The sequence below is a fragment of the Bartonella sp. 220B genome (assembly GCF_026930205.1).
GTDB lineage: Bacteria > Pseudomonadota > Alphaproteobacteria > Rhizobiales > Rhizobiaceae > Bartonella.
This window is the reverse complement of record NZ_JANHOI010000045.1, coordinates 1-2,117: the sequence shown is the minus strand read 5'-3', so window position 1 is coordinate 2,117 and position 2,117 is coordinate 1. Positions and strand designations below refer to the sequence as shown.

General features: G+C 39.3%; 3 protein-coding genes and 1 pseudogene. All 4 read left to right on the top strand.

Translation table 11 applies throughout. The features are described from left to right. Positions 1–7: 7 nt before the first annotated feature. Entirely contained in the window at positions 8–373 is a 366-nt protein-coding gene (locus NPX99_RS08560) for a DUF1376 domain-containing protein (RefSeq protein ID WP_269031409.1), read from the top strand. Then, a complete protein-coding gene (locus tag NPX99_RS08555) occupies positions 363–710 on the top strand; it encodes a hypothetical protein (protein WP_269031408.1) in 348 nt (115 codons plus the stop codon). Before NPX99_RS08560 ends, NPX99_RS08555 begins: the two co-directional genes overlap by 11 nt. Continuing rightward, on the top strand, positions 700–1,887 hold the full coding sequence (locus tag NPX99_RS08550; RefSeq protein WP_269031407.1) for a DUF1376 domain-containing protein: 1,188 nt from the start codon (positions 700–702) through the stop codon (positions 1,885–1,887). The genes NPX99_RS08555 and NPX99_RS08550 overlap by 11 nt, the downstream gene beginning before the upstream one ends. Next, positions 1,823–2,117, top strand: a pseudogene (locus NPX99_RS08545) (hypothetical protein); the annotation flags it as partial. The gene NPX99_RS08550 and the pseudogene NPX99_RS08545, both read left to right, overlap by 65 nt.

The following is a 2,117-nucleotide window of genomic DNA, read 5'->3' as shown; positions in this document are numbered from 1 at the left end:
GACAGTCATGTCTATTAGTAGAGTTCCTTGCGTAAGATTTTATTCCAATCAGTTTTTAAAAGAGCTTACAGGTTTGAAGGCGACAGAGAAAGGCATTTACACAACATTAGTGTTGCTTATGAAAGACAAGAAAGAGCCTCTTATAAATAATGTGTCTTATTTATCGGGTTGGTGTGGGTGTTCAGTAAGAACGTTTCAAAAGGCATTAGAAGCTTTAATAAGGACGGGTCATATCACACAATTAGAGAATGGCAGCTTATGGTATGGATCAACCGCCTTTGAATATGAAAATAACAAATTTTCAGAGCGCGCTTCGAAAGCAGCGATAGCAAGGTGGCATAAGAAAAAAGAGGAGGTAATGCATGTTAACTAAATTTCCATGGACGCGACTATTTGCAGATAAGTGGCTTCTTGATCTTTCTTGTTTGCCTCCCATTGAGAGTAATGTTTACGTAAAGTTACGTTTGCAAATGCTTTACGTTGGCGAGCCTATTTTGAATGATGCACGAGGATTGTCTCATTTTACAGGTTGCTCAGTAAAAAGATTTAAAAAGGCATTAGCTTATTTATTGGAAACAGGACACATCATTCTTCAAGAAGATGGTTGTTTGTGGAGTTTCAAAGTTGGAGAGGAACTTGAAGCTTTGAGTCAAGAGCTAAATCTTTATGCGCTTAGTAATAAAGAGAAGGGGGGAAAGTATGTCAACTAAGTTGCCATGGACGAGGCTTAATGCAGGCGAATGGATGAATGAAGTTTCTTGTTTATCTTCAACCGAGAAATGTATTTATGTGATGCTGCGGTTGCAAATGCTTTACGCTGGCGAACCTCTTTTGAGTGATTTAAAGGCATTAGCAGTTTATGTTGGTTACCCAGTAAAAACATTCACCAAAGCATTAGATCTTTTATTACTCAAGAAAAAAATTATTCGTTTAGAGGATGGTCGATTATGGAATCTAGATGTTGAGTTAGAATTAAATGATAGCAAAGAAAAATCAGAAGCAGCATTGAAAGCAGCTCATTCTAGATGGCATAAAACTAAACGTAAAAATAATGATGATCATATAAATGAAAGTGCATATGCAGACCGCATGCGATCCGCATGCAATCCGCATAGGGTTCCGCAATGCGATCGCAATGCAAGTAACAATAACATTAACATATATAAAAAAAATAACACTATCGTGTTATCAAAAAAAGAAAACGAGTTTGAAGATTTAGAAACTGAAGATCATGATGTTGAGAACTCTTCAGATCAAATCGAATTGGTAGCAGACGATCAAACATCCATTCACGAGCAAAGTAGTGAAACTTCATATGCTGGTAAAAATTTATGGCACATTGACGAGAAAGAGTTGGAGAAACTACCATCACGTCGTTATACCAATTCTGCGAAAAGCCTAGCAGATATTATCGTTGATGTGCTCCCATCTAGCATTCACGAGCAAGAGAGCGTTTCTAAAAAAGCCAAGCGGTCTAGAAGTGATCGGGGTTGTCGATTGCCTGATGATTTCGAACCTGATTACGCTTTCGCAATTGCAGAGGGCTTGCCTCCAGAACGCGTGAAAGTCGAGATAGCGAAATTTCGGGATTATTGGAAAGCCAAGACAGGCAAGGATGCAACCAAGATCGATTGGCAAGCAACATGGCGTAATTGGATTAGAAACTCAAAAAATTATAAAGCTAATCAAATAGGTGGTAATTATGGAAATCACTCTCAGAAGCAAAAAAGCATTGGTGAACGCATCGCAGACAGCCTCCTTGATATCGGATCTAGAGGTTACTTTGAAGCACATTCACGAGATGATAGCCCCGGGATTTCCTTTGGTTTTGAAGGATGGCAGCAAACTCACCAAACAGCAGGAAGCGATTGCTTTAGCAGCTGGTGATCAACTTCACGAGTTGTTTGCAGTGAAAGCAAGCAAAGAGGACATAGCCAAGGCAATTCGGATGCTTTCATGTGGTTTGAAAATATCGCAACAGACAGATCATGAGGGGATGGCGCTTACCTATGGAATGGTTTTGGAAAATGTTTCATCATGGTCACTAATAACAACGGTAAAACGGATTTTGTGTGATGAGGTAGAAGGCTTATCGGATACGTTTTTCCCAAGCACCC

Excerpts from the sequence above, each read along its gene's own strand:
- NPX99_RS08560 (WP_269031409.1), top strand. The coding sequence starts at position 8 with ATGTCTATTAGTAGAGTTCCTTGCGTAAGATTTTATTCCAATCAGTTT.
- NPX99_RS08555 (WP_269031408.1), top strand. The coding sequence starts at position 363 with ATGTTAACTAAATTTCCATGGACGCGACTATTTGCAGATAAGTGGCTT.
- NPX99_RS08550 (WP_269031407.1), top strand. The coding sequence starts at position 700 with ATGTCAACTAAGTTGCCATGGACGAGGCTTAATGCAGGCGAATGGATG.